This window comes from Streptosporangium sp. G11 (genome assembly GCF_051192615.1).
Lineage (GTDB): Bacteria > Actinomycetota > Actinomycetes > Streptosporangiales > Streptosporangiaceae > Streptosporangium.
In genome coordinates this window covers 236439-262638 of the sequence record NZ_JBPJUQ010000005.1, presented here as the reverse complement: position 1 = coordinate 262638, position 26200 = coordinate 236439, and the positions used below count along the sequence as shown (strand labels likewise).

24 protein-coding genes and 1 pseudogene are annotated in these 26200 nt (G+C 70.3%); 17 read left to right on the top strand and 8 right to left on the bottom strand.

Annotation, left to right across the window (positions count from 1 at the left end):
* Positions 1-518: 518 nt before the first annotated feature.
* The 7 genes and pseudogenes from ACSDR0_RS08045 (at position 519) to ACSDR0_RS08015 (ending at position 8204) form a co-directional block, all read left to right on the top strand.
* Positions 519-1511 (top strand): ABC transporter permease, encoded by a 993-nt coding sequence (locus ACSDR0_RS08045; protein ID WP_435288105.1) that lies wholly within the window; start codon positions 519-521, stop codon positions 1509-1511.
* Positions 1508-2374 carry a carbohydrate ABC transporter permease gene (locus tag ACSDR0_RS08040; RefSeq protein ID WP_435288104.1) on the top strand — a complete coding sequence of 289 codons (867 nt, stop codon included), beginning with the start codon at positions 1508-1510 and terminating at the stop codon, positions 2372-2374. The genes ACSDR0_RS08045 and ACSDR0_RS08040 overlap by 4 nt, the downstream gene beginning before the upstream one ends.
* Positions 2375-2437: 63 nt before the next feature.
* Positions 2438-4075, top strand: coding sequence for an ABC transporter substrate-binding protein (locus ACSDR0_RS08035; protein ID WP_435288103.1), 1638 nt, complete (start codon positions 2438-2440; stop codon positions 4073-4075).
* A 260-nt stretch (positions 4076-4335) separates the two neighbouring features.
* On the top strand, positions 4336-5022 hold the full coding sequence (locus ACSDR0_RS08030; protein ID WP_435288102.1) for a hypothetical protein: 687 nt from the start codon (positions 4336-4338) through the stop codon (positions 5020-5022).
* Positions 5023-5264: 242 nt separating this feature from the next.
* Positions 5265-6241, top strand: a pseudogene (locus tag ACSDR0_RS08025) (beta-galactosidase); the annotation flags it as partial.
* On the top strand, positions 6239-7174 hold the full coding sequence (locus ACSDR0_RS08020) for a beta-galactosidase (protein WP_435288141.1): 936 nt from the start codon (positions 6239-6241) through the stop codon (positions 7172-7174). The pseudogene ACSDR0_RS08025 and the gene ACSDR0_RS08020, both read left to right, overlap by 3 nt.
* 184 nt (positions 7175-7358) lie before the next feature.
* On the top strand, positions 7359-8204 hold the full coding sequence (locus ACSDR0_RS08015) for a hypothetical protein (RefSeq protein WP_435288101.1): 846 nt from the start codon (positions 7359-7361) through the stop codon (positions 8202-8204).
* A gap of 21 nt (positions 8205-8225) precedes the next feature.
* On the opposite strand, the gene ACSDR0_RS08010 is transcribed toward ACSDR0_RS08015, so the two are convergent.
* Genes ACSDR0_RS08010 through ACSDR0_RS08000 form a run of 3 tightly spaced genes read right to left on the bottom strand, consistent with a single transcriptional unit; the run spans position 8226 to position 11168 of the window.
* Positions 8226-9239: an NAD(P)/FAD-dependent oxidoreductase gene (locus tag ACSDR0_RS08010; RefSeq protein ID WP_435288100.1), complete on the bottom strand. Its 1014-nt coding sequence runs from the start codon at positions 9237-9239 to the stop codon at positions 8226-8228.
* Entirely contained in the window at positions 9236-9826 is a 591-nt protein-coding gene (locus ACSDR0_RS08005; protein ID WP_435288099.1) for an isoprenylcysteine carboxyl methyltransferase family protein, read from the bottom strand. Before ACSDR0_RS08005 ends, ACSDR0_RS08010 begins: the two co-directional genes overlap by 4 nt.
* A 7-nt stretch (positions 9827-9833) precedes the next feature.
* Positions 9834-11168, bottom strand: coding sequence for a 3-oxoacyl-[acyl-carrier-protein] synthase III C-terminal domain-containing protein (locus ACSDR0_RS08000; protein WP_435288098.1), 1335 nt, complete (start codon positions 11166-11168; stop codon positions 9834-9836).
* Positions 11169-11320: 152 nt separating this feature from the next.
* Between ACSDR0_RS08000 and ACSDR0_RS07995 the strand changes: the two genes are divergently transcribed.
* Positions 11321-12190 (top strand): UbiA family prenyltransferase, encoded by an 870-nt coding sequence (locus ACSDR0_RS07995; RefSeq protein WP_435288097.1) that lies wholly within the window; start codon positions 11321-11323, stop codon positions 12188-12190.
* A gap of 182 nt (positions 12191-12372) precedes the next feature.
* Here the strand turns inward: ACSDR0_RS07995 and ACSDR0_RS07990 are convergent, their stop codons facing one another.
* Complete coding sequence (locus tag ACSDR0_RS07990) at positions 12373-13554, bottom strand: FAD-dependent oxidoreductase (RefSeq protein WP_435288096.1); 1182 nt, start codon at positions 13552-13554, stop codon at positions 12373-12375.
* Positions 13555-13607: 53 nt separating this feature from the next.
* On the opposite strand from ACSDR0_RS07990, the gene ACSDR0_RS07985 reads away from it, so the two are divergent.
* The 3 genes from ACSDR0_RS07985 to ACSDR0_RS07975 all read left to right on the top strand — a co-directional run bounded on the left by ACSDR0_RS07985 (position 13608) and on the right by ACSDR0_RS07975 (position 16293).
* A complete protein-coding gene (locus ACSDR0_RS07985; RefSeq protein WP_435288095.1) occupies positions 13608-14177 on the top strand; it encodes a helix-turn-helix transcriptional regulator in 570 nt (189 codons plus the stop codon).
* Positions 14178-14576: 399 nt separating this feature from the next.
* Positions 14577-15179 carry a hypothetical protein gene (locus ACSDR0_RS07980; RefSeq protein ID WP_435288094.1) on the top strand — a complete coding sequence of 201 codons (603 nt, stop codon included), beginning with the start codon at positions 14577-14579 and terminating at the stop codon, positions 15177-15179.
* A 274-nt stretch (positions 15180-15453) separates the two neighbouring features.
* Positions 15454-16293 (top strand): hypothetical protein, encoded by an 840-nt coding sequence (locus tag ACSDR0_RS07975; RefSeq protein ID WP_435288093.1) that lies wholly within the window; start codon positions 15454-15456, stop codon positions 16291-16293.
* Positions 16294-17154: 861 nt separating this feature from the next.
* Here the strand turns inward: ACSDR0_RS07975 and ACSDR0_RS07970 are convergent.
* The gene (locus ACSDR0_RS07970; RefSeq protein WP_435288092.1) at positions 17155-17898 is read right to left on the bottom strand and encodes a TetR/AcrR family transcriptional regulator; all 744 of its coding nucleotides are present in this window, start codon (positions 17896-17898) and stop codon (positions 17155-17157) included.
* Between the two features lie 65 nt (positions 17899-17963).
* Between ACSDR0_RS07970 and ACSDR0_RS07965 the strand changes: the two genes are divergently transcribed.
* A complete protein-coding gene (locus ACSDR0_RS07965; RefSeq protein WP_435288091.1) occupies positions 17964-19166 on the top strand; it encodes an FAD-dependent oxidoreductase in 1203 nt (400 codons plus the stop codon).
* Between the two features lie 168 nt (positions 19167-19334).
* Here the strand turns inward: ACSDR0_RS07965 and ACSDR0_RS07960 are convergent, their stop codons facing one another.
* Positions 19335-20525, bottom strand: coding sequence for an RtcB family protein (locus tag ACSDR0_RS07960; RefSeq protein WP_435288090.1), 1191 nt, complete (start codon positions 20523-20525; stop codon positions 19335-19337).
* A gap of 333 nt (positions 20526-20858) precedes the next feature.
* Here ACSDR0_RS07960 and moaA point away from each other — a divergent pair, with 333 nt between their 5' ends.
* Genes moaA through ACSDR0_RS07945 form a run of 3 tightly spaced genes read left to right on the top strand, consistent with a single transcriptional unit; the run spans position 20859 to position 22847 of the window.
* Complete coding sequence (gene moaA / locus ACSDR0_RS07955; RefSeq protein WP_435288089.1) at positions 20859-21848, top strand: GTP 3',8-cyclase MoaA; 990 nt, start codon at positions 20859-20861, stop codon at positions 21846-21848.
* A 22-nt stretch (positions 21849-21870) separates the two neighbouring features.
* On the top strand, positions 21871-22593 hold the full coding sequence (mobA, locus tag ACSDR0_RS07950; protein WP_435288088.1) for a molybdenum cofactor guanylyltransferase: 723 nt from the start codon (positions 21871-21873) through the stop codon (positions 22591-22593).
* 2 nt (positions 22594-22595) lie between these two features.
* The gene (locus ACSDR0_RS07945; RefSeq protein ID WP_435288140.1) at positions 22596-22847 is read left to right on the top strand and encodes a DUF6457 domain-containing protein; all 252 of its coding nucleotides are present in this window, start codon (positions 22596-22598) and stop codon (positions 22845-22847) included.
* 195 nt (positions 22848-23042) lie between these two features.
* On the opposite strand, the gene ACSDR0_RS07940 is transcribed toward ACSDR0_RS07945, so the two are convergent.
* On the bottom strand, positions 23043-23354 hold the full coding sequence (locus ACSDR0_RS07940; protein WP_435288087.1) for a DUF3099 domain-containing protein: 312 nt from the start codon (positions 23352-23354) through the stop codon (positions 23043-23045).
* 75 nt (positions 23355-23429) lie between these two features.
* Between ACSDR0_RS07940 and ACSDR0_RS07935 the strand changes: the two genes are divergently transcribed.
* Both ACSDR0_RS07935 and ACSDR0_RS07930 read left to right on the top strand, forming a co-directional pair.
* Entirely contained in the window at positions 23430-23642 is a 213-nt protein-coding gene (locus ACSDR0_RS07935) for a dodecin (RefSeq protein WP_362685977.1), read from the top strand.
* Positions 23643-23680: 38 nt separating this feature from the next.
* On the top strand, positions 23681-24781 hold the full coding sequence (locus ACSDR0_RS07930; protein WP_435288086.1) for a carcinine hydrolase/isopenicillin-N N-acyltransferase family protein: 1101 nt from the start codon (positions 23681-23683) through the stop codon (positions 24779-24781).
* A 39-nt stretch (positions 24782-24820) separates the two neighbouring features.
* Here the strand turns inward: ACSDR0_RS07930 and ACSDR0_RS07925 are convergent, their stop codons facing one another.
* Positions 24821-26188: a metallopeptidase TldD-related protein gene (locus ACSDR0_RS07925; protein ID WP_435288085.1), complete on the bottom strand. Its 1368-nt coding sequence runs from the start codon at positions 26186-26188 to the stop codon at positions 24821-24823.
* Positions 26189-26200 lie beyond the last annotated feature (12 nt).

Sequence of the window (26200 nt, the reverse complement as noted above, 5' to 3'; positions counted from 1 at the left end):
AGCGTTGATCGTTCGGACGACGCGCGGGTGCCGACGCGGGATTCGGCGGGCCGGGACAGGTCCGCCGCGGCCAGCGGATCTCCCCGCCCGCCCCGCCGGGCCGCGACGAGCGGGCCGCCGGACCGGCGCGGGCGAGGGACGCCGTCCCGGCACCGCGACGCCGAGGTCCTTCACCGCCAGGAGACAGGATATCGGCCATTCACCGGTTCCGAAATATTTCGGAAGCCGAAGGTGCGGCTGTTTCCCGCAAATCTGAGCCACGAGTAAGGGTGAGAAAGACCTTTCTCGCCACATGGGTGTTGACAGCTCTCTTGACTCACCTTTATCAACTGCTTATATTTCCGCAATATTAACAATTCAGATTGAAAGTTTCAGCCTCACGGCTCCGATGCTTTCTGGCCGACAGCGTCAGACGGCGCCGTCGCCGGCCGAAAGGATGGCATGAGCGAACAGGCGGTTCACCGGCGGCGCCCGCGGCCGCCGGCGCGCGTTCACCGGCCGGCACCGGAGACGCGGGGATGAGCACGACCAGGACGATCGACGCGCCATCCGGCACCCGAGACGTCCATGGGGCGCGACCCGGTCCCGCCCGCGGGAAGCGCCCTTCCGGCCGCACCTGGCGCCAGGCGCTGCGCCGCGACTGGCAGCTGTACTCGCTGGCGATCCTCCCGCTGCTGTTCTTCGCGATGTTCCGGTACCTGCCGATGATCGGCAACGTGATCGCCTTCCGGAGGTTCGAGCCCGGTGGCAGCGTGCTGGGCGAGGAGTGGGTGGGCCTGCGCTACGTGCGGATGTTCCTGAACGACCCGACGTTCTGGCAGGTGTTCACCAACACGCTGGTCCTCGGCGCGCTGACCCTGCTGTTCTGCTTCCCCATGCCGATCGTGCTCGCCCTGCTGATCAACGAGGTCCGGCACCGGCGCCTCAAGCGGTTCGTCCAGTCGGTGTCCTACCTGCCGCACTTCCTCTCGATCGTGGTCGTGGCCGGTCTCGTCATAGAGCTGCTCTCGGCCGACGGGCCGGTGAACCAGATCCTGCGGGTGGCGGGCGGCGCCCCCGTCTCGTTCCTGCAGGAGCCGGGGTGGTTCCGTACGATCTACGTCTCCTCGGAGATGTGGCAGACCGTCGGGTGGGGGACGATCCTCTATCTCGCCGCGCTCACCACCATCGACGACCAGCTGTACGAGGCGGCCAGGATCGACGGCGCGGGCCGGTGGCGGCAGACCTGGCACGTGACCCTCCCCGGCATCCGGCCGACCGCGGTCACCCTGCTGATCCTGAACATCGGCGCGTTCATGGCGGTCGGGTTCGAGAAGGTCCTCCTGCTCTACAACCCGCTGACGTACCCGACCGCGGACGTGATCTCCACGTACCTGTACCGGATGGGCGTGGTCTCCAACAACTTCAGCTACGCCACGGCGATCGGCCTGTTCGAGGCCCTGATCGGGCTGACCCTGGTCCTGTCGGCGAACCTGATCTCCCGCCGCACCGTGGGGACGAGCCTGTGGTGACCAGGACCAGGGGCTACCGCGTGTTCCAGGCGGTCAACGCCGTCGTCCTCACCGGCGTCGTGATCGTGACCCTGTACCCCTTCGTCAACGTCGTCGCCCGCTCGCTGAGCGACGAGAACGCCATCCGGTCGGGCCAGGTCAGCCTCATCCCGCGAGGGTTCACCCTCACGACGTACGAATATGTGATCTCCGACCCGACGTTCTGGACGAACTACCGCAACACGGTGGTGTACACGGTCGTCGCCACGTTGATCGCGATGTTCGTGACCACCTGCTACGCCTACGTCCTGTCCAAGAGGGATCTCAAGGGCCGCACGTTCCTGATCGGGGTCGCCGTCTTCACCATGTTCTTCTCCGGCGGCATCATCCCCAACTACGTCCTGATCACCAGCCTCGGGCTGAAGGACGGCATCTGGGCCATCGTCCTGCCGAACGCCGTCAGCGTCTTCAACCTCCTGATCATGAAGGCGTTCTTCGAGGGACTGCCGGTCGAGCTGGAGGAGGCCGCCGCGATCGACGGCATGAGCACCTACGGCATCCTGCTCCGGATCGTGCTGCCGCTGTCGAAGGCGGTGATCGCCACGATGGTGCTCTTCTACGCTGTCGCGTTCTGGAACTCGTGGTTCGCCGCGTTCCTCTACATGAGCCAGTCCGATCTCTTCCCGGTGACCGTCTTCCTGCGCAACCTGATCGCCGGCGCCACCGGCGCGTCGTCCGTCGGCGCCGACGCGATGAACCTGACGGTGGCCGCCAACATCAAGGCGGTGACGATGGTGCTCACCATCCTCCCCATCCTGGGGATCTACCCCTTCGTCCAGCGGTACTTCGTCACCGGTGTCACGCTCGGCGCGGTCAAGGGATAGTCCCGCCGGCCCGGCCGCCCCCCACCCGCCACGTTTCCGAGGAAGAGGACTTCCATGTACCAGATGAACCGGCGTCAGGCGCTGGTCGCGATGGGCACCTTCGCCGTACTCGCCGGCTGCGGCAGCGACGACTCCAAGAAGCCGGCCGACAACCTCTCGGCGAACCGGAAGGGCGCGATGCCCGGCTACGGCACCGGCGGCCAGTTCAAGGCCGCCGTGCCGGTCTCGTTCACCGTCCTCTACAACAACCACCCCTTCTACCCGATCAAGAACGACTGGCTGTTCTGGTCAGAGCTCACCAAGCGGACCAACGTGACGCTCCAGCCGAGCGTGGTGCCGCTCAGCGACTACGAGAACAAGCGCAGCCTGGTGATCGGCGCCGGTGACGCCCCGTTCATCATCCCGAAGACGTATCCCGCCCAGGAGACCCCTTTCGTCGCCTCCGGCGCCATCCTCCCGGTCAGCGACTATCTCGACCTGATGCCGAACTTCAAGGAGAAGGTCGCCAAGTGGAACCTCCAGGCCGACCTGGACACGCTCCGGCAGTCGGACGGCCGTTTCTACCTGCTCCCCGGGCTTCACCAGGACCACTGGGTGGACTACTCCCTGGCGGTCCGAGTGGACATCCTCGAGGAGCTCGGGCTCGAGATCCCGGGGACCTGGGAGGAACTGCGCACCGTACTGAAGGCGATGAAGGCGGAGTATCCCGACTCCTACCCCTTCTCCGACCGCTGGGGGACCCTCACGCCCGGCGCCAACCTGCTGAACATCATCGGTATCTCCTACGGCGCCCCCGGCGGCTGGGGCTACGGGGAAGGGGTGATGTGGGACCCCAACGTCCAGAAGTTCGCCTTCACCGGCGCGATGGAGCAGTACAAGCAGATGCTGGAGTATCTCCACACACTGGTGGAGGAGAAGCTGCTCGACCCGGAGAGCTTCACCCAGACCGACGACCTGGCGATCCAGAAACTGGTGTCCGGCAAGTCCTTCGTGATCGGTTCGAACGCGCAGACGCTGGTCAACGAGTACCGGCCGCCGCTGGAGAAGGCGAATCCGAAGGCCAGGCTCGTCAAGATCCCCCTGCCCGTCGGCCCGCTCGGACCCGTCAAGTACGGCGCGGGCAACACCCGCCTGGAGAACGGCGTCATGATCTCCAAGAAGGCCCGCGACAGCGAGAACTTCGTCGCCATGATGCAGTTCGTCGACTGGCTCTGGTACTCCGACGCGGGCCAGGCGTTCGCCAAGTGGGGCGTCGAGGGGGTCACCCACACCAAGGACGCGTCCGGGAAGTACAAGCCGGCCTCCGACGTCGACTTCGTCGGGCTCAACCCCAAGGCGCCGAAGCACCTGCAGAAGGACTTCGGCTTCTCCAACGGCGTCTTCGCCTACGGCGGGGCCACCGAACTCCTCCAGTCGACCTTCTCCGAGGAGGAGGTGGCCTTCCAGAAGGAGATGAACGCGAGGAAGCCCCTGCCGGTGCCGCCTCCGCACCCGCTCACCGACGAGGAGCGCGAGCAGGTGACGCTGTGGCAGACACCGCTGAAGGACCACGTCACCCAGAACACGCTCAAGTTCATCCTCGGCAAGCGCGGCTTCGGCGAGTGGGACGCCTACGTCAAGGAACTCGAGGCGAACAACATGCTCTCCTACGTCAACATGGTGAACGGCGCCTACGAGCGTTTCAAGCAGCAGCACGGATGACCCCCGCGCTCCGGTGGCGCTCCGGCCTTTCGGCGGCCCGGCCGTCATGGGGTGACCTCCCCGAGGTCACCCCCGCGGACGACGGGACCCGTCACGGTGGGATGACCGGCGGGTGCCCGGCCCTTCCGTCCGACGGTGCGATCGGCGCGATCGGCGCGGAGTCCTCCTGAAGACCGACACGATCGGTGCGGAGTCCCCTTGAAGGAGTCCCCCTGAAGGAGTCCCCTTGAAGACCGACACGATCGACGTGGAGTTCCCTGATGACCGACACGACGGCCGGGCACCGGTTCGGCGAAGGCCCCCTCGCACGTGCCTGCGCGCTCGTCTACACCCTGCTGGTGGTCGAGTCGCTGTTCCTGCTCACCACCGTGCCCGGTCTGGCCGGTCTCGTGCTGCTCGGCCGTGACGCGGCCAACGTCCCGCTGGCCGCGTGCTGCCTGATCCCGGTCGGCCCGGCGCTCTCGGCCGCGCTGTACGCGCTGCACCACCGCCGCCTGGATCTCACCGACCTTCGTCCCGGGGCGGCGTTCTGGCGCGGCTACCGGGTCAACCTCCGCGGGGTCGTGAAGCTCTGGATCCCGTGGCTGCTGTGGCTGACCGTCATCGGGTCGAACCTGGCGAACCTCACCGGCGCCGGCGTCCCGGGATGGTGGGCCGTGCTGTCGGTCCTGATCGCCGTGGCGGCGACCCTCTGGGTCGCCAACGCAGTGGTGATCACCTCCCTTTTCACGTTCCGCGCACGGGACGTCGCCCGCCTGGCCGTGTACTTCCTCACCCGTTCCCCCCGGGCCTCACTGGGCAACACCTGCCTTCTGGTCCTGGCGGCAGGTCTCACGCTGATCGCCTCCGAGGCGCTGCCGGTGCTGCTGGCCTCGGTACTCGCGTCGGCGCTCCTGCTGAACAGCCGCCCGATGATCGCCGAGGTGAGGGAGAGATTCACGGCCTGAGACCCGCGGACGCCCGTCGCCGAGGACCACCTGCTCGGATCGGCCACTTCGACGGCCCCGCACGCCGGCCGAAGGAGCCTCGTGACCAGGCTCGGGCCGGCCGGCGCGGCGGCATCAACACGGGAGCGCTCACATGAGGAACACTCGGATGGACGGCTTCAGGAAGCGCCTTGGCGGCCTGGCGTTCGGCGGACAACCCGGAGCAGTGGGATCCCGGCGTCTGGCGGGAGGACGTGCGGCTCATGCGGCGGGCCGGCGTCAATCTCGTCACGCTCGGCGTCTTCGCCTGGGCCTCGCTCGAACCGGAGCCGGGAAAGTACGAGTTCGGCTGGATGGACGAGGTCATGGGCCTCCTCCACGACGGCGGGATCGGTGTCAACCTGGCCACCCCCACGGCGGCGCCGCCCGTGTGGCTCGGGCAAAGGCACCCCGAGGTCTTCCCGATCATGGCGGACGGCGAGGCGTTCGGCTTCGGGAACCGCCTGCACTACGACCCCTCCTCCCCGATCTACCGCAGGTACGCGGCCGGCATCACCGCCAGGCTCGCCGAGCGTTACTCCTTCCACCCGGCGCTGGCGATGTGGCACATCGGCAACGAGTACGGGCCCACGGCGTACAACGAGGCGAGCTCGGCCGGCTTCCGGCGGTGGCTGGAGCGCAGGTACGGCGACCTCGACACCCTCAACGAGGCGTGGACGACCCGGTTCTGGGGGCAGGTCTACACCGGCTGGGACCAGATCGAGGTGCCGAACGTGCCGCGTACCTGGATGAACCCCGGCCGCATCCTGGACTTCAAACGCTTCACCTCCGACGCCCTCCTGGAGTGCTACGTCGCCGAACGGGACATCGTCCGCTCCTTCCGCGACGACCTTCCGGTGATGACCAACTTCATGCGCTTCTACCGCCACGCCGACTACTGGAGGTGGGCCCCCGAGGAGGACGCCGCGGCCCTGGACATCTACCCCGACCCGGCCCAGCCCGACTCGCACGTGTCGGCGGCCTTCCAGTTCGACCTGTTCCGCTCGCTCAAGGGCGGGCAGCCGTGGCTGCTCATGGAACAGGCGGCCGGCGCGGTCAGCCAGTGGAGGCTCAACGTCGTCAGGAGCCGGGGCGGATGCGGCTCGGCTCGCTCCAGGCGGTGGCCCGCGGCGCCGACTCGGTCATGTTCTTCCAGTGGCGCGCCTCCCGCGGCGGGCAGGAACGCTTCCACTCCGCGATGCTGCCGCACTCGGGATCCGGCTCGCGGACCTTCCGCGAGGTCGCCGACCTCGGCCGCGAGACCGGGCTGCTGTCGCCCGTCGCGGGCACGACCGCGCGCGCCGAGATCGCCGTCCTGTTCGACTGGAACGGCTGGTGGGGACTGGAGGAGGTCGCCGGGCTGCCCCGCAACGACTTCAGCTACACCGACACCGTCATGCGCCACTACAGGCCGCTGTGGGAGCACCACCACGCCGTCGACGTCGTGTCCCCGCACGGCGACCTCGCGCCCTACAAGGTGCTGATCGTCCCCAACGCCTACCTCATCGACGACCGGGGGGTGGAGGCCGTCACCGAGTTCGCCCGCTCCGGCGGGACCGTCGTCGTCTCCTTCTTCTCCGGCGTGGTGGACGAGTGCAACCGCGTCCGTCCTGACGGCTACCCCGGCGCCTTCCGCCACCTCATCGGCGCCAGGATCGACGAGTACTGGCCGGCGCGCCCGGAGGAGCGGTTCACCGTCCGGTTCGCCGGCGGCCACACCGCGACCGCGGACTGGTGGCGCGAGGACATCCACCTGGAGACCGGCACCGCCCTGGCGACCTACGCCGACGGCCTGCTCGAGGGACGCGCCGCGATCGTCGTCAACGACTACGGCTCCGGCCGGGTCGTCTACTTCTCCACCCTCCTGGAAGAGGCCGCCTTCGGCGCCGTGCTGCTCGGCCAGGTCGAGGAGGCGGGGGTGCGGAGCCGCTTCGGCGACGTCCCCGCCCACGTCGAGTGCTCGGTGCGCGAGGACACGGGGCACGAGTACTTCTTCTTGCTCAACCACGACGCCGAGCGCACCGCCGCCGTCCGCCTCCCGGGCGGGGGACGGGACCTGCTCACCGGTACGCCGGTCGGCGAAGAGGTCACCCTCCCCCCTCTCGGCGCGGCCGTCGTCCAGCGGGAGCTGTAGCGGCCGGGCGCCCGAGCGGCCGGGCGGCGACGGCGCTCCCCGCGGGCATGCCGCTCTCGCGGCCGGGATGCGGCCGGGATGCGGCCGGGCCCCGGGGCCTTCCCCGGCAGACGGCCCTCGCTTTGCCCAACGGGGCGTGTGTCCTCTACCTCCTTGTTACCGGCGGCCTCCTAGCGTCCTGATCATGACGATGAGAGTCCTTCTCGCATCCCTGGCGGCCGGGGCAGTGACCCTGCCGGTACCGGTCGGAGCCCCGGCCGCGGCCGTCGAGGACCTGACGATCCGCTCGGTGACCCTGCGCCCCGCGAACCCCGTGGTCGGGCCCGCCGACTCCGTACGCATGGTGATAGAGGTGGTGGCGCGGGGCGTCGCCGGCCCCGGGGGGGTGAGGATCAAGGTCGAGCCCGGCGCGCCCCCCGCCTCGGCGAACACGTCCTTCCCCGTCACCTCGTCCAGACCCGGGGAGCCCGCCCGGCCGGGGCCGGGGCGGGGACCCGCCCTCGCGCCCGGTCCCGTGCCCGCCCCGATCGTGTCCGCCCGCCTCGCTCCCGGCACGGCCGAAAGGATCGTGTCCCGCCCGGGGGAGGGGTGGGAGACCTGGAGGTTCGCCCCGGAGAAGAGCCTGAGCCGCTGGTACCCGGCGGGCCCCTGGACGGTCTCCGTGACCGCCAAGGGCGCGAACGGCGCCGAGGCCACCGGGCACACGCGCTTCCTGCTGAAGCGCCTGACCAGGTTCGGCGGGGTCGAGGCGGTCAGGGAGGGTTCGGGCGTGCGGGTGACGGGCGTGCTGAACAGGGTCGACCCGCAGGGAGACCTCGACTACGCGCCCTTCCCCGGCCAGCCCGTCGAGATCCTGCACCGGCCGGGGGAGAAGGCCGACTGGACGAAGGTGGCCGGCGCCACGACCGACTCCCAGGGGCGTTTCGCCCGGACCGTGGGCGATCGCACGGGCGGTGAGTGGCGGATCCGCTTCCAGGGCACGAACCACTACGCCCCCAGGCTGGGCATCGTCCACCAGGTCTCGCGCTAGGCGTGTCCGCGGGCCTCCGGGTCAGGCCAGGGCGTGCACCGCCGCGCCGAACAGGGAGGGCAACCGCCGGGCGGCCGGGACGATCAGCCGCCCCGCAGCCCGGTAGCGGCGGGTGCCCACCAGCGCCCCGGTGAGCAGCCGGTGCCGCCGGGACAGCCGCAGCCAGGCGGCCTCGTACGACCCGGGGGTGCCGGCTCTCAGGCAGTCCACCAGCAACCGCGCGGACGTCAGCGCGAGCGACACCCCCTCCCCGGTGAGCGCGTCGACGTAGCCGGCCGCGTCACCGACCAGCAGCACCCGCCCGGCCACCCGGGCGCGCACCCGCTGGCGCAGCGGCCCCGCCCCGCGCACCGGGGTCGCCGCCGGTCCCTCCAGCCGTTCCAGGAGCGCGGGAAAGTCCGCGAGGTGCTCCGGGTAGCCGCGCCGCCGCGAGCTCAGCACGGCGACGCCCACCAGATTCTCGCCCACCGGCGTCACGTACGCCTCGCCGTCCGCCGCCCAGTGGACCTCGACGAAGTCCGTCCACGGCGCGACCGGGTAGTGCCGCCGCAGCCCGTACCTGCGCGGCCCGCGCCCCGGCAGTTCCAGCCCGAGCAGGGCGCGCAGCGGGGAGTGCAGGCCGTCCGCGGCCACCAGCCAGCGGGCACGCAGACCCGCGGCCTCGACCCCGCCGCCGTCCTGCCGCACGCCGTCCACCTTGCCGGGCACGACCTCCACGCCCAGCTCCCGCGCCCGCCGGGCCAGCGCGGCGTGCAGCGCGGTCCGGCGCACGCCCAGGCCCGAACCGTCGCGGAACGCCGCCTCCACCGCGTACCGGCGGTCCAGGTAGCGGATGCCGCGCAGCGGCCTGCCCTCGACCCGCACCCCCAGCGACCCCAGGGCCGCGGTCCCGCTGGGCATCAGCCCCTCGCCGCACGCCTTGTCGACCGGCACGGCCCTGGGCTCCACGACGACCGCCTCCATCCCGGCCATGGCGGCGTGGATGGCGGTGGCCAGCCCCGCCGGCCCCCCGCCCGCGATCAGGACGTCGATCACGCCGTCGCCCCGCCGGTGGCCGGTGAGCCCCCCGGCGGCGCGGCCCCCGCCTTCGCGGTGGAGAGCGAGGCCAGGGCGTCCTCCTCGCAGCGGATCCGCACCACCATCAGCGCGGCGTTGAGCACGGTGAACACCAGCGCGGTGACCCACGCGGTGTGCACCAGCGGCAGCGCCGCCCCCTCGACGGCCACCGCGACGTAGTTGGGGTGGCGCAGCCACCGCAGCCGGTAGGGGCCGCGCTCCACCAGCGGCAGGCCGGGCACGACGATGACCTGGGTGTTCCACTGCGGGCCCAGCGCGATGATGCACCACCAGCGCAGACCCTGCGCGGCGACCACCAGCGCGAGCATCGGCCAGCCGAGCGCGGGCACGAAGGGCCGGTCGGCGAGGGCCACCTCGAACAGGCACCCGGCGAGCAGGCCGGTGTGCAGGGCGACCATCCACGGGTAGTGTCCCTGCCCGGACATCACCCCGCCGCGCGCCGTGCTCCAGCGCGCGTTGCGGCGGGCGACGACCAGCTCGGCGACACGCTCCAGGCCGACGAGCAGCACGAGCAGCAGATACCAGGACGACAGATGCCAGGACATCGGGCTCCTACCAGCGCAGCAGTACGAGTTCGGAGCAGAAGCCGGGCCCCATCGCGAGGAGGAGCCCCGGCGTGCCCGGCGGTGGTGGCCGCAGGGCGAGCGTATCCCGCAGGACGTGCAGGACGGAGGAGGAGGACAGATTGCCGATCGCGGCGAGCGAGCGCCAGGTGAGGTCCAGCGCGCCCTCGGGAAGCCGCAGCGTCTCCGCCACCGCCTCCAGGACCTTCGGGCCACCCGGGTGGCAGACCCACGCCGTCACGTCCTCGACCCTCAGGCCGTGGTCGCCGAGGAAACCGTGCACGTCGTCCGCCAGGTAGGTGCGCACCACCTCGGGGACGCTCGCGTCGAGCACCACGCGGAAGCCGGAGTCGCCGACGTCCCAGCCCATCACGTGCTCGGATCCGGGGTACAGGTGGCTGCGCGAGGCCACCACCGTCGGCCCCGCCATCGCGGCCGGCGGCTCCGGGACGGTGTGCGCTCCCACCGGTTCGGGAAGCGACCGGCGCGTCACGGACGTCCCGGCCGCGGGGGAGGGCCACGCGGATCCGAAGGACGCCGGGGACCCCGGGGACACCGAGAGCACGGAGGGTCCGGGCAGGGGGAGCCGGTGGTGCGTCGCGGGCGCGCCGTTCGCCGGAGAGGACCCGGCGGGGCCCGAGGGTCGCGTCGTCACGGACGCGCCGTTCGCCCCGGCGGCACGGGAGGCCGCCGAGGGGCCGGTACGTCGTGGCCGCCACTCGTCGCCGCAGGCCACCACGGCCGTCGCCCCGTCGCCGAACAGGGCGCTCGCGACCATGTTGGCGACGGAGGCGTCGCCGCGCTGCAGGGTGAGGGAGCACAGCTCGACCGAGAGCAACACCGCCAGATGGTCCGGCCAGCCGCGCAGGTAGTCGTGGAGGCGGGCGATCCCGGCCGCTCCCGCGACGCAGCCCAGGCCGAAGACCGGTATCCGCTTGACGTCCGGGCGCAGCCCGAGCCGTCCGGCCAGCCTGGCGTCCACCGAGGGCGCCGCGACGCCGGTCACCGAGGTGAAGAGAATCATGTCCACGTCCTCGGGGACGACGCCCGCGTCCTCCAGCGCCCCGCCCACCGCCTCGACGCCCAGCTCCACGGCCGCCTCCACGAAGGCGTCGTTGGCCGCGCCGAAGCCGTCCAGCTTGGCGTACCGTTCGAGCGGCAGCGTCAGGTGCCGCGACTCCACCCGTGCGGAGGAGTGCAGCCTGTCGAGCAACCGGCGGCTGGCACCCTCGGGAAGGCACGCTCGCGCGAACGCGTCGGTGATCTCTGCCTGGGAGTGGTGGTTCGGCGGGAGCGCGCCGCGGACGGCGACGATTCGCGTCATCTAGTAACCCCCGGCTCGCGAACAGCGGACATCTCCCTTTTGCCCAACTGGTCGGTGCGGCATGCGTCGCGGAGTTCTCCGTGCCTGCTTTCCAAGGCGTTCCGGTCCGCGAGGGGCCAGCGCTCCGTGAGGTTCCCGCCTACGATCGACACGTGACGACGAGCCGGCCATCGCGCCCGGGGTCGGGGACGTCGCCCCGGGCCGTGCGGGGGTTGCTGCTGGCCTGTCACCCGGGACCGACCGCGGCGGTCACCGTCCTGGTGACCGCGCTGGCCGTCGCGAGCGGGCGCGACGCGGCCGGGTGCGTCCTGGTGGCCGCGGCCGTGCTGACGGGGCAGCTCTCGATCGGCTGGTGCAACGACGCGGTGGACGCCGCGCGGGACGTCACCGCGGGACGCACCGGCAAGCCCGTCGCCTCCGGCGCGGTGAGCGTCCGTACGGCGTGGGCCGCCGCGATCGCGGCCCTGGCGCTCTGCGTGCCGCTCTCGCTGGCCTCGGGTCCCGCCGCCGGTGCCGTCCACCTGGCCGGCGTCGCCGCGGCGTGGGCCTACGACCTCGGGCTCAAGGCGACCGCGCTGTCCTGGCTGCCGTACGCGGTGGGGTTCGGCTCGCTGCCGGGGTTCGTGACCCTGGGCCTGCCGGGACACCCGTGGCCCGCCTGGTGGGCGGTGACGGCCTCGGCGCTGCTCGGTTGCGGGGCGCACCTGGCCAACGTGCTTCCCGACATCCCCGCGGACCTCGCGGGCGGGGTGCGGGGCTGGCCGCAGCGGCTCGGCACCGCCCGCGTCCGCGTCCTGATACCAGTGCCCCTGCTGGCCGCGACGGCCCTGCTCGTCTTCGGCCCCCCGGAGCCGCCGGGCGCGGGAAGCTGGGCCGCCCTGGCGGCGGCGGGGGCCTTCACCGCCGGAGGGCTGGCACTGGGCCGGGGCTCCTCGCGCGTCCCCTTCGCCGCGGCGATCGCCGTCGCCGCGGTCGACGTCGTCCTGCTCCTCGCGCGAGGCACCGCCATCACCGCCCCCTGACGGGCCCGCACTCTGACCGGCTCGTCCTCTGAGCGGCCCATATGCCGACGGGCCCGCACTCTTACAGGCCCGCACCCGGCCGGAGTGCCCGGGGTGGGGACCACCCCCCCACCCCCGTCCCCACCCCGCCCCGGCCCCGACCGGCCTCCGGCCGGCTCCAGGCCGGTGCGACCGCCCGCGTTTCAGCGAGATGCCGCGGACACCGGTTCGTCCCAGGAAATCCGGTAGTCGTGTATCCAGGCCAGCGCGTTCCTCCTGTCCATCTGCCGCATGATCGCGGGCAGCATGAGGTCGCGGAGGAGGGCGCCGACGGCCCCGGGGGCCTTGCCGCTTCCGTTGCGCCTGCCGTGCGCCACGATCCGCTCCACCCGGTCTCGCCGCAGCCTCTCGAAGGCGGCGAACGCGTCGAGGGTGCCGGGCAGGTCGCGCAGGCACCTGGCCAGCACCACCGCGTCCTCGATCGCCATCGACGCCCCCTGGCCCGATGAGGGCGAGGCCGCGTGCGCGGCGTCGCCCAGGATCACCATGCGCTCGTTGAACCACTTCGGCACGCTCGGGAGGTCATAGGTGTTCCACCCGGCCGGAATGTCGCCGGTCGCGCCGATGATGTCGAGCATCGGCCCGGTGTCGCCCCTGAACAGCTCCATCAGCGTGGCGCGCCACTGCTCCGGGGTGACCGCCGCGAGCTCCTCCGGGGTCGGCTCCCTGGGGCTCGGCGGGTTGGCGAACCACCACACCTGCCCGTCCGGATGGACCAGATAGCCGAAGAAGGCCCGCTTCCCGAAGATGAAGTGGTTCGTTCCCGGCTCACCCGGCACTTCGACACCGTCCGCGAAACCGCCCGTGTTCAGCAGCCCGACGTGCCGGGCGCGAGGCGCGCCAGGGTCGATGACGGTGCGCGTACGCGAGCGGAGCCCGTCGGCGCCGACCAGCAGATCCCCCTCCGCCGTGCTGCCGTCGGCGAAGACCGCCCGTACCCCGTCCGCGGTGATCGTGGCGTCGGTGAGGCGCTTGCCGTAGTGGATCCGCACGCCGCGCCGTACGGCCTCGTCGCGCAGCGCCAGGTAGAGGTCGGCGCGCTTCAGTGTCCGGCTGGGCTGCCGGGTGGAGGCGAGCGGCCTGCCCCGGCCGTTGAGCATGAGCATCCGCGAGGAGTCCATGCCCAGGTCGCGGACGAGATGGTGCAGGTCGAGGAGGCGCAGGGCCTCGATCCCGTTGACCGCGAGCGTGAGGAAGACGCCCACCCCTTCCGAGCCGTGGTCGTACGCCTCGAAAACCTCGCAGTCCGTGCCTGCGCGCCGCAGGGCCATGGCCGTCACCGGGCCCGCGATGCCCCCGCCGATGATCAACGCTTTTTTAGTCATAACATGACTATACATAGAATAACTATTTTGGGGCGAGGCCTACGATGTTCGCCATGTCTACGAGGCGATCTCCCCTGGCCATGGCGTTGCTCTCCCTGGTCGGTGAGGCGCCGATGCACGCGTACCAGATGCAGCGGCTGATCAAGGAGCGGCACAAGGACGACGTGGTCAACGTCGCGCAGCGCAACAGCGTGTACCAGACCATCGATCGGCTGCTCCGTGACGGGCTCATCGCGGTCCGCGAGACCTCACGCGAGGAGAACCGCCCGGAAAGGACCGTCTACGAGCTCACCGGCGCGGGCCGCGAGACCCTGCGGCAGTGGATGCGGACGATGCTTTCCGCGCGGGCCCGCGAGTTCCCGGAGTTCCCCGCCGCGCTCGCCTTCATGCTCGTACTGCCGCCCGACGAGGTCCGTGCCGCTCTTGAGGAGCGACTGGTCTCCCTGGAGGCGCGGCTGGCGGAGCTGGACACCGACCTGACCGAGAGCGGGAGATTCCTGCCCCGCGTCTTCCTGGTGGAGTCCGAGTACCAGCGGGCCGTGCTCAAGGCCGAGCTCGACCATGTCCGCGGCCTCGCCGGCGACCTGCGCGCGGGCCTGCTCGACTGGGACTACCGCCTTTGACGCCCGCCGGCCACCATAGTCTCGCCGGCGCCGGCGGCCTCGATCGGGATCGGCGGGATTTCGTCGGTCTCGCGGGACACGGTCGGCGGACGGAGAAACCGAAGATCGTTTCCGCCGGGGAGTGGCAGCGGGCGCGCGACGAGCTACTCGTACACCCTGGCGAACTCCTTCGTCAGGGTGTACGAGCTGCCGGCGATGGTGAAGCGGGACCTGAACATGCTCAATTCGATCAGCTTCGAGGTCGCCGAGCCGCCTGCGCGGCTGGACTGATCTATCCGGTTCGGCGGTCGTCCAACAAGATTTCGCTCATCGCGCCGGCTTGACCTGGGACGATTTGATCACGGCTGGCGTTCCCAAACTTCCCTCTACATGGAGTTGGAAGGATGACATCATTAATATGTGAGTCGTTCCGATCGCCGTCCCACCTTCAATCCGGACTTCATCTCCTATTCGGATACGCCTGATGATGTGCAGGTTAGGCACCTGCGCCAAGAGGTCTCTCGTGTTGCGAGTGAAGCGAACTGGTATTCCGGTAGGGCGCTCAGGCGGACGCGGATCTGGAACGCCACCTACATCATGTTGGGACTTCCTGCTGCCGTGCTGGCAGGTATATCCGGTGCGACGGGCCTTGCATCCGTAGAAGGCCGTATTCCTGCGGCGTTCCTTGCGTTGGTCGCCGCAGGTCTTGTCGCGGCAGCAGGCTTCCTGCAGAGCGAGTCCAGGGCTGTCGCCAATGATCGCTGCAAGAGCGCATGGCGAGTACTGGAGGATCATGCTCGCCTGGTAGCAGCTCGACAGGGCTACGGGGACCGAACAGAACTCCATGCCGCGCTCGAAAGGCTGTACGAGCAGCGGAAAGCCATAATCAGGGGTGATTTTGACGAAGTGATCGGAATATCTTCGCAGGCTACCCAATACACCATAGTTGGTCAGCCGAGATCGATTGGCGTTGAGCGCAGCAGCATCATCGTCGGCAGCGATGGGGATCAGCCCGAACGGTAGAAATGGGGGGTCCAGTAGGAACGGAACGGTAAGCCCGGCTTGGTGTGAGGTGCCTAGTACGGCAGCCGCCATTCGTCAGCTGAGCTGGGTTTATGCCGTGGTCAGGCGGGCGCGGCAGTGGAACCAGCGGGCGCGTGCTTGGTGTCGTCGCCAGGCTGATCAGTGGGCGGTGCCCGCCTCAGACTGATCTCCAGTACAAATCCCCGTAGATATGGGAGGACCCGGTGGTGCCGGCGGCCTATCTCGGGTGAGCGAAAGCTGGTATGCAGGGCCAATGGTGTTACCGAGATCGAGGGGTCTGGCCGCCGGACTGCTCGGCCTGTCGGTCGCCGTCGGCCTGATCCTCTTTGTGCTGCAGGTCATCTCGTTCCCGTGGGACACCCGGGTCACCGTCAACTACATCATCCGCAGCGAGGGATGGTTCTTACTCCTGGTGTTCGGCCCGGCGGTGGCCATGCCGTTGCTCGTTCGGCGGGGTTCACCTCCGGGACGGATCCTGGCGATCGCAATGGCTCCGCCGTACCTGTTGGGGCTCTGGCAGATCGTGGATCCGCACGGATACGGCTGGAGCGGCCACGAAGCCGAGTGGATGGGCGTCGTCCGGCCCGTGCTGGCACTGGTCGCCTTCTGCCTGTACGTCGCGGGGTTGTGCATCCTCCCGAAGGACGGACGCGACGGCTATGCCATCTGGGCGGGGCCGCTGCTGGTCGGGCTGGGGTGGCTGGCCATCGAGCACGGGATGCTGATCGGTGTGGGGAGGGACGAATCGGATCCGTTGTGGGCAGGTGTCCAGATAACGGCGGCCAACATGGAGACTGTCGCGGACACGCTGTACGCGTATTCCGTCGCCCTCGCGGTGATCACGTTTGGTCTGGCGCTTGTGCGCGGTCAACCTGCCCCGACAATCGCGCTGGCCCTACCGTACCTCCTGGTGCTTATCTTCACCTCGGTGAACACGCCTTTCGACCTGGGGCAATACGGCGCTACCCTGGTCGGGCCAGAAGAGCCGCCCTGGTACGCCCCCGTTTACTGGGCCTCGTGCGCGATGATGTTCATCGCGCTGTTGATTCCTCAACCAAATAGGTCTGTCGTTCGCCTGGAGGAGAAGAGGTGATGCGGCATGACCATATGGAAGCCATCTCCACTACCACAGCCGCATTTGCTGCGCGAGCTGGGATGATACGCATCTGATCGATGCGATCTTGTGACGGAATTCCAGCACAACAAGAGTAGCCGCTCATTTGAGGCGGTCTTGCGGCACACCGTGCTGGTCACGGCGGCCCTGGCGATCTGCGCCGTTGCCGCCGCAGCCGCCCGGCGTCGGACCGACACCCAGGCGCCACGGGCGATCACCTCCGATCAGCCACCACCTGCCGACCCCGGGATGATTCCCCTGACCGTCGCCGAGATCAAACGCCTGTTCAACGCCGCCACCACGACTACCCGGTCGCTCCCGCCCGCCGCCCACTGGTCGACCTGGCGACGCCGACACCAAGCCCGAGCTCGCTGGCTCCATCAACGAGCCCGGTTGGCCACCGCATATTCCCAGCTCAACCAATGAATGGCGGCTGCCGTACCAGCGGATTCCGGATAGTCAGCTACATAAGCTGACAGAAGTCTTGTTCGATGTGGCGCTCGCGGCGATGTGGGGCCGGTTGCCGTGGCGATTCGCCGCGTTTTGCCGATGGGTGTGCGCGGTGGGCCTGCTGCGAGTGGCTGGGGCCGGCTATCAGTTCCGTCACCGGGAACCACAGGAATGGCTGATCACTAACCGGTGAATCCTTTCCCCGACGAGTTCGGCCGTCACTGACGCATCCTGAAAGACCTGCAGGTCAAAGACGACTCCCTCGGCACGGTCGAGTTGACCGTCAGCATCGACTCGACCATCACCCGCGCTCACCAGCCGCTACCTCGCAGGCGTCACCCTGGCATCCGTCATGCTCTGGCTCCGCCACTCTGAATTGTCAGACAGGCCTTAGGGGGCCGATGTGCGGGTGTGGATCAGGGCGTCGACGCCGTCCAGGATTCGGGCCAGGCCGAACGTGTAATCCAGCCGCCGGTCCTCCTGGGGGGTGTCCTGCGGATAGTCGTAGGCGCCCGCGTCGATCGCCGCGCGCAGGGCCGGGAGGCGCCGCGCGTCCACCAGGCCGCCGAGCAGTGCGTTGTAGGCGGCGATCGACTCTCCCTGGGCGGCCTGGCCCAGGTCGGCCGTCAGGCGCGCGGTGGCGTGCATGTAGTTGGCGATCAGCAGCACGACGCCGACCTTGTCGGCCTCGGTGAGCCCGGTGCCGCCCAGTGCGGCCAGGGCGCGGTCGGTCCACGCGAGCTGGTTGGGTGTGATCGGCGGCCCAGTGACGGGTAGATGCACGATCCAGGTATGGGCTCGCAGCATCTCCCACTGGGCCCGGCACCAGCGCTCAAGAGCGATCCGCCAGCCGTCGCAGGGCTCGTCGAGCTCGGCCGGCACCGTCGCGACCGCGTCCAGCATCATCAACAGCAGCTCGTTCTTGCTCTTGATGTGGCGGTACAGCGACATCGGCGTGAAGCCGAGGCGCTCGGCGATCTTGGCCATTGACACGGCGTCGAGGCCCTCGGCGTCGGCCGCCTCCACCGCCGTCTGCACGATGCGAGACAGGCTCAAGCCCGGTTTGGGCCGCGGTTCCGGCCTGTCCAGCCGGTCCCAGAGGATCCGGAGCCCGGGCGGCAGCTTGCCGTTCATCGTTTTCCCTCGACGTTCGATCGGTGGCTTGCGGTCACCACAAGTATATGCCATAGACTCTGTATATGGCATATACAGCAATGGTCGCCGGCGGCGGCATCTCGGGGATGTCGAGCGCGCTCGCCCTGCACAGGGCGGGGATCGAGGCGGTGGTCTACGAGGCCTACGACCGCCCGGCCGACAACGTGGGCGCGTTCCTCACACTGGCGGTGAACGCCTTGGGCGCCCTGCGCGCGCTCGATTTCGACGTCAGCCGGCTCGGCTTCGAAACGTCGCGCATCACGCTCACCAGCGGTTCCGGCAGGCGGATCGGCGAGCTGCCGCACGGGCCGGTCCTGCCGGACGGCACGGTCAGCCGCACCGTCAAGCGAGCCGAGCTCTACCGCGCACTCCGTGAACAGGTCGCCCGGCGTGGGGTGCGCATCGAGTACGGCAAGCGGCTGGCCCACGCCCAGAGCGCCGGTGGGGGCGTTCTGGCGACGTTCGCCGATGGCGGCACCGCCGAGGGGGACCTGCTGATCGGCGCCGACGGGCTGCGCTCGCGCGTGCGCGAGATCATCGACCCGGGCGCGCCCGGCGCGCGCTACGGCGGGCTGGTCAACGTGGGCGGCTACGCACGGGGCGTCTCGGCCGGCGGCCGGCCGGGCACGATGAACGCGATCTTCGGCAGGCGCGCGTTCTTCGCCTGCGCCGTGCACCCGGACGGTGAGGTGTGGTGGGCGGCGAACCTGATGCGGGCCACCGAGCCCACCCCCGCCGAACTGGCGTCGATCGGCGAACACCAGTGGCGGGCCGAGCTCGTCGACGTGTTCCGGCGTGACCACGGCCCGGCCGTGGCCCTCATCGAGGCGACGGATCGGATCTCCACCGGTTGGGTCACCTACGACGTCCCCTCCGTGCCGAGATGGCACCGCGACCGCATGATCATTATCGGTGACGCGGCGCACGCCACCGTCCCGTCCGTCGGCCAGGGCGCGGCCATGGCCATCGAGGACGCCGTGGTGCTGGCCAAATGCCTGCGCGACGGCCCGGACATCGCCTCCGCCTTCGCCGCGTACGAACGGCTGCGCCGCGACCGGGTCGAACGCGTCGTGGCGCAGGGCAGGCGCACCGACGGCTGGAAAACGCTCGGCCCCATCGCCCGCATCCCGCGCGACCTCATCATGACTCTCGCCATGAAGCACATGGCCCGCACCGGCAACGACCCCAACCAGTGGATCTACGAGCACCACCTCGATTGGGACGAACCGGCCGGGTCCTCCCGCTGAGCACCTGCGCCATCACCTGGAATCGGGCCGGCGGCGCGTACCCCGGGACGGATGACGATCCGGCCGGGCAGCGGCGTCGCCCATACCGCGGTCGAGAGCCGCCGGTCCTCCCAGCCGGGCCGGGCGTGCGCGCCCCGCCGCCGGTGACCGGCGGCGGGGGCGGCGGGGTCAGCCCTTGTAGTTGAACACCTGACGCAGCGTGTGCTGGATCGCGACCAGGTCCTTCTGGTCCGCCATCACCTGGTCGATCGGCTTGTACGCCTGCGGGTGCTCGTCCACCAGGGCGGCGGCGCGGTCCGCGTTCCAGGTGCGGCCGCGCATCGCCTCGGTGAGGGACGCGGCGGTCAGCTCCCGCTTCGCCCGGGAGCGCGACATCCTGCGGCCCGCCCCGTGGGAGCAGGAGTTGTACGACATCGGGTTACCGAGCCCGCGCACGATGTACGAGCGCGTCCCCATCGAGCCGGGGATCACGCCCTCGTCGCCCGTGTCGGCCTTGATGGCTCCCTTGCGGGTGATCCACAGGTCCTTGCCGTCGTGCGTCTCCTGCTGCGTGAAGTTGTGGTGGCAGTTGATCGTCCGGAGCCGCCCGCCCTTGCCGACGATCCGGAACAGGGCGTTGCTCAGCACCTTGTCCATCCGGGCGCGCGAGGCCATGGCGTAGGCCTGCGACCACAGCATGTCCTCGATGTACGCGGTGAACTCCGGCGTGTTCTGCACCAGGTAGGCCAGGTCCGGGTCCTCCAGGCCGATCGTCTGCTTCTTCATCATCTTCTTGGCGTCGACGATGTGCTTGGTCGCGAGCAGGTTGCCGATGCCGCGCGAGCCCGAGTGCAGCACCGTCCAGACCCGGTCACGCTCGTCGAGGCAGACCTCGACGAAGTGGTTGCCGGAGCCGAGGGTGCCGAACTGCAGGGACACCTTCCTCTCCTGCTGGGGGGTCAGGTCGGTGTGCGGGCGGCCGAGGTCGTCGAGCGCGCGGTCCATGGACGGGTCGTCGTGGCCCTTGCCGACGCCGGCCGGAATCCGCTTCTCCACCAGCGGCATCAGGGCGGCGAGGGTGTCCGGGAGGTCGGCGGCGGTGAGCGTCGTCTCGGTCGCGACCATGCCGCAGCCGATGTCGACGCCGACGGCGGCCGGGATGATCGCCCCTTCGGTAGGGATCACCGATCCGACCGTCGCGCCGATGCCGATGTGCGCGTCGGGCATGAGGGCGACGTGTCCGGAGACGAATGGCAGGCGGGCGGCGCGCGCGGCCTGCATGATCGTACCCTCGTCGATCTCGCTGGCCCACGACACCAGGTTCGGTGCGGGCTGGTTCGGCATCATGATCTCCTTCGTTGCGAGATCCAGTTTGCCCACGTTCCGCATTAGATCCCACCCATTTTATCGAGGACCGTAAGGCATGGCCGCCCGTCGTGCCCCGCGCGTATCAGGGGGCATCCGGTGGTCGCGGTGGCGCGGGCCGGCCCGGTCAAGGTCGTGGCCCACCTGCGGCGACCGGCCGGCGTCAGGGGCCGGGGGTCGCGACGCGCCGGTTCCGACGACCGGGGTGGGGCGTACGAAGTCAGTACGCCAGGAATCAACCATCTCGTGGTGATGTTGAAACAGGGAGGCCTGTTTAGGGCCGGACGGGGGGCTGGCCGTAGGCTGGGCCCCTGTTCCAACAGGTGACCAACTGAGAGGTGGCGTCCCGTGTTGCAGGATTCGTTCGGTCGCGTGGCGACTGATCTGCGGGTGTCCCTCACGGATCGCTGCAACCTGCGTTGCTCCTACTGCATGCCGCCCGAGGGCCTCGAATGGCTGCCGAAGCCCGAGCTGCTGACCGCCGACGAGATCGTCCGGCTGGTCACCATCGGGGTGGAGCGGCTCGGTATCACCGAGGTCCGCTACACCGGCGGCGAACCCCTGCTCCGCCGCGAGCTGGTCGACATCGTGACCCGCACCACCGCGCTCGGCCCCGCCCCGCAGGTCTCGCTGACCACCAACGGGATCGGACTGAGCCGGATGGCCGCCTCCCTGGCCGCCGCCGGTCTGCACCGGGTCAACGTCTCCCTCGACACCCTCGACCGCGAGACCTTCAAAAGGCTCGCCCACCGCGACCGCCTGACCGACGTCCTCGAAGGGCTGGAGGCGGCCGACGCCGCCGGGCTGCGCCCCGTCAAGGTCAACGCGGTGCTGATGCGCGGGATCAACGACCACGAGGCCGTGCCGCTGCTCCGCTACTGCCTGGAGCGGGGCTACGAGCTCCGGTTCATCGAGCAGATGCCGCTGGACGCCCAGCACGGCTGGCGCAGGGAGAACATGATCACGGCTGACGAGATCCTCGCCACGCTCAAGGCGGACGTCGACCTGACCGACGCCGACTCGGCGGAGCGCGGCAGCGCCCCGGCCGAGCTGTTCCTTGTCGAGGGCGGTCCGGCCAGGGTGGGGGTGATCGGCTCGGTCACCCGCCCGTTCTGCGGCGCGTGCGACCGGGTACGGCTCACCGCCGACGGCCAGATCCGCAACTGCCTGTTCGCCACCGACGAGTCCGACCTGAGGGCCGCGATGCGCGCGGGCGCCGATGACGACGAGATCGCCGAGCGCTGGCGGTCCGCGGTCCGGATCAAGAAGGCCGGGCACGGCATCGACGACCCGACCTTCCTGCAGCCGTCCCGCCCGATGTCCGCCATCGGCGGTTGACGTCCTCACCCGGAGGTGCCCGATGACCGCCCGCCACGACGCCTGCATCCTGGCGGGCGGTCTCGCGCGAAGGCTCGGGGGGCGCGACAAGCCCGGCCTGCACGTCTCCGGCCGCCCGCTGGTCGAGTCGGTGGCCGCCGCGGTGCCGGGCGCGGCGCGACTGATCGTCGTCGGGCCGCCCCGCCCCGGGCTGCCGCGCGCGATCTTCCGGCGTGAGGACCCGCCCGGCGGCGGCCCGGTCCCGGCGCTGCGGGCGGGTCTGGCCGAGGTGACCGCGCCGTGGGTCGCGCTGCTCGCCGCCGATCTCCCGTTCCTGACCGCCGAGCACGTGGACGCGCTGCTGGACGCCGCCGGGGCGGGGGACGGGCCCGGCACGGCGCAGGAGGGGACGGCGCCGTACGCCCCGGGGGCGGGGACGACGCCGGGCGGGCCCGGGGCGGGGGCGGTGCTCCTCGACGACGGCGGGCGCGAGCAGTGGCTCGCCGGGGTGTGGCACACGCGGAGCCTGGCGCGGGCGCTCGCCCGCTACGAGGGACGGTCGCTGCACGGGCTGCTGGCACCGCTCGCCCCGGTCACCCTTCATCTCACCGGGCAGCCGTGGTTCGATTGCGACACCATGGACGATCTACAGCGGGCCCGGACGGTGGAGCCGGGCCCCGACGGCGGAGGCGCGGATTCCGGCGAGCGTCGCGAGAGCGGCGACGGCGCGGGACGAACGCGACCGCGGACAAGGAGCGAGAGTTGAACGTGCTGACGGAGTGGACCGCGCTGGTCTGCCGGGAGCTGGGTATCGATCCCGCGGTGATGGACCGCGACGAGGTGCTGGACCTGACCAAGGAGGTCGCGCACGGGGTGGCCCGGCCGGCCGCGCCGCTGACGGCCTATCTGCTCGGGCTGGCCCAGGGGGCGGGCACGGCGCCACCGGATGTCGTGGAGAGGCTGACCACGCTGGCGCGCAACTGGGAGCAGGCGACGACCGAGACACTGGGCGACAAATAGTGCCGAAGAAAAGGCGCTTTGTCGTTAAAGTCTGAGAAAAGGGCGACGCCGGGTGGTTACGGGGGCAAACCACCCGGCGTCGCTTCATCGGCGTTCCGACGGGGGCCCGGAACGCCGGCAACAGTGCCCCGACGGGGGACCAGGGCACTTGGCTAAAGCGTACACCTACTACCCTTGGGGTGCGTCAAGACTTAGTCACGACCCGATCTCGCGTCGGTGGCGCGGAATCTCGTTTTGTCCGAAATCTTCCACGTCAGGGGCACGCGGAACCCCGCGCGGCGGCGCGTTGGCACCGATCACGGCAACGTATGGTAAAAAGATCGCGCCGGCGAAGAGTAGCAGCCGGACGGGCATCGGGGCGGGCACCGTGAAGGCGAGGACCAGGCAGATCAGCCGGATCCCCATCTTGATGAAGTAGCTCTTCTCGCGCTTGCCGATGTCGGCGCTGAGCGAGGGCTGGGCATCCGTCACCTGATGAACCACTGGACGCTTGCGCCATCCCTTCACGATTCCCAATCTAGGCCTCATATCGGCTGGGTGCGAACGGTCATGTAATCGTGGCTTTCCGGGAAGAAGCAGGGGATGACAGATCGAACGTACCGGGTGACCGAGATAGTCGGCACTTCGGGGGAGAGCATCGAGGCCGCCGTCCGCAACGGGATCCGCCGCGCTTCCCGGACCCTGCGCCACCTCGACTGGTTCGAGGTGACCGAGATCAGGGGGCACATCGAGGAGGGGGAGATCGGCCACTTCCAGGTCGGCATGAAGATCGGGTTCCGCCTGGAGGACGACTGAGCCTGTACGGCGGGCGCCCGGTGACGCAGACTGCGGGGATGGAGGAGACCCGGGCCGCGAGGGCGGGAAGGCTTCGCGGCGCGCCCGCGAGGGCGATGGCACGTGCCGCGCTGGCCGCGGTGGTGATCCTCCCGACCGGCTGCGCCACCCCCGGCGGCGCGCCGGCCGCCGCGCCCGCCGCGCCACAGACCTCGCCCGCCACCGCCGACGCCGGGCCGGGAGCCGGGACGGAGGAGGAACCACTGCTGCGCCAGAGCGCCACCGACGTCGCGCGGACGATAGGCAGCCTCCGCAGGATCGACGACCTGCCGCTGTACGAGATGACCTTCCACGGCTCCTACGACCGCGAGGCGCCCCTCGGGGAGGAGGAACTGGCGGGACGCGCCGACGGCTGGGCCTGCTCCCTGTTCGCCCTCGGCGGCGGCCGGCCGCTGTTCGGCCGCAACTTCGACTGGGACCCCAACCCGGCGCTGATCGTGCACGCCGACCCGCCCGACGGCTACGCCTCGGTCTCCGTCGTCGACCTGTTCCACCTGATCGGAGGCTCCGCCCCGCCGGACCTGTCCGCCGCCTCCGCCCGCCGCAGGATGGCCCACGCGGTGCTCGCCCCCTTCGACGGGGTCAACGAGAAGGGCCTGGCGATCGGCATGGCCACCTCACCCGAGGGCGGGCTGCCCGACCGCTCTCCCGACCGCCCCGACATCGGCAGCGTGCGCGTCATCAGGATGATGCTCGACAAGGCGGCGACCGTGGACGAGGCGGTGGCGATCATGCGCCGTTACGACGTCGATTTCACGATCGGGCCGCAGGTCCACTACCTCATCGCCGACGCGGCGGGCAGGTCGGCCGTCGTGGAGTACGCCGGGGGCAGGCTCAACGTCATCGACGACCGCATGCTCACCAACTTCGGCATGACCGGCACCTCCGCCGCCCAGCGCCGGGCCGACCCCCGCTACCGCACGCTCGCCGAGGGACTGCCCGCCACCGAGGACTGGCGCGACGCGATGGGCCTGCTCCGGAGGGTGGCCCAGACGCACACTCGCTGGTCGGTCGTCTACGACCTCACCGACGCCACCGCCCGCGTGGTGGCGGGCCAGCGCTGGGACACGGTGCACACCATCCCCCTCGTCCAGCGCTGATCGGCCGATGCCGGACGAGGGGCCCCTGGCGGGGGAGACTCAACTGGCCTGGCTGACCGTCGACATGTTGAAATCGGGCACCCGGATCGGGGGCATGATCGCGCGGTTGAAATAGTCGCTCCACTCGCGCGGCAGGGTCTGCTCCGAGGCGCCGATCTCGGTGAGGCGCCGGAGCAGGTCCACCGGGCTCTCGTTGAAGCGGAAGTTGTTCACCTCGCCCACGACCTCGCCGTTCTCCACCAGATAGACGCCGTCGCGGGTCAGGCCGGTCAGCAGCAGCGTCTGCGGATCGACCTCGCGGATGTACCACAGGCAGGTGAGCAGCAGGCCGCGCTCGGTGGAGGCGATCATCTCCTCCAGCGACCGCCCGCCCTCGGGCCCTCGCATGATCAGGTTGTCGACGGCAGGGGTCACCGGCAGGCCGGTCAGCTCGGCCGAGTGCCGGGTCTGCAGCAGGTTGGTCAGCCTGCCGCCGGAGATCCAGTCGGTGGCCTCGAGCGGCAGCCCGTTGTCGAACACCGAGTTCTCCCGGCTCGAGGCGTGCGCCACCACGAAGGGCGGGCACTCGATACCCGGCGCCGAGGGGTCGCCGTACAGGCGGATCGGCGACTCGGAGAGGACGTCGCCGACGCGGGTGCCGCCACCGGGCCTGGAGAAGACCGTGCGCCCCTCCAGGGCGTCGCGCGCTCCGGTCGTCCAGTACAGATAGATCATCAGGTCGGCCACGGCCGTCGGCGGCAGCAACGTCTCGTACCGGCCCGCGGGCAGATCGACGCGGTTCTTCGCCCACTCCAGGCGCTGGGCCAGCGAGGCGTCCAGGGCCGCCACGTCGACGTCCGAGAAGTCGCGGGTGGACACGCCGGTCCACGCCGAACGCCGCATGTCGGGGGACTTGGCGTTGAGCTCCAGGCGGCCGGTGGGCTGGGTGTGCCGCAGCCGGGCGCCGGTCGAGGTGCCCACGAAGGTCGTGGTGACGGTGTGCTCGGCGAACCCGTACAGTCTGCGCCCGCCCGCCTCGGCCGTGGCGAAGGCCTCGCCCAGGGCGGGGGCGAAGGCGCCGAACACCCCGATCGAGGTCAGCTCGGCGGGGGCGTCCCAGTCGTCGGAGCGGGTGCCCTCCAGCAGCGGCCGGGCGTCCTCGGACGGCCGCGCGTCCTCCGCGGCGTGGTCGGCGGCGGCCACGACGTCGTCGAGCTGGTCGGGGCGGACCGCCGCCCGCGACACCACGCCCACACCGCGGCCCACGATGGAGATCACGGTCAGCTGCGAGGAACGGGACACGCCGTTGGTGGTGAGGGTGTTGCCCGCGAAGCGCAGGTTGGCGCTCGACCCCTCGTCCACGATCACGACGTTGTCATCGGCCGTGGAGAGCTCAAGAACCCTCTCGATCATCTCCTGGGGGGTCATCCCGCTCCTCTC